Origin of the sequence: Actinoplanes couchii, assembly GCF_016862075.1 — a bacterium.
GTDB lineage: Bacteria > Actinomycetota > Actinomycetes > Mycobacteriales > Micromonosporaceae > Actinoplanes > Actinoplanes couchii.
The window spans coordinates 1-683 of the sequence record NZ_BOMG01000197.1; the positions used below are offsets into that span (position 1 = coordinate 1).

Consider the following 683-nt stretch of genomic DNA (forward strand, 5'->3'; position numbering starts at 1 on the left):
CGCGCCGAGAGTGCGATACGCAGAGGTACATCCCTGCCCGCGGCCGAAACCAGCCTGTGGCGGGCAAGCTATAGCCCAGCCGCAATGGTGGTTGTCGATCAACTCCTGGGGGGTGTCTGGGATGAGCATGGTGCTGGTCGGACGGCGATTGTCATCCGATGAGGTGAAGTCAGTAACCGACGATCCGGCAGCGGTCGAAACGCTGATTTACGGCGATGTCGAAGACGACGATGCCGAGATGCCCGACCCTCAGCTCGACCTGGACAAGTCGTGGCATGGAATCCACTACGCGCTGACCGGTACCGCGTGGCAGGTCGGCCTAGGTGCGGGCGCCGCGGTTCTCGGCGGGGCCGAGATCGGCGAGGACAACGGGTACGGACCACCCCGCCTGATCTCCGCCGAGCAAGTTCAGTCAATCGCCGCAGGCCTTCGCCAGTTGGACGTCGAGTAGCTGCGTAGCCGTTGGGATCCCGCCGCACTCGAGGCCGCTGAGATCTACCCGGGCTTCTGGGCCGACGTAACCTTCGATTCCTACGTCGTCCCGAACCTTTTGGCTCTACGGGAGTTCTACATGTCTGCCGCCGCAGAGAACCAAGCAGTTCTCCTCGCGCTCACCTGAGCTCACGCCATGGGCGGGTCAACCACTCTCCGGGTCGACGAGAGGCTGAACCGCCGCTCGACAG

At 63.8% G+C, this 683-nt stretch carries 1 pseudogene; it reads left to right on the top strand.

The features are described 5' to 3' along the window. Window positions 1-127 precede the first annotated feature (127 nt). Window positions 128-619 (top strand): annotated as a pseudogene (locus Aco03nite_RS52465) (YfbM family protein). Window positions 620-683: the final 64 nt, after the last annotated feature.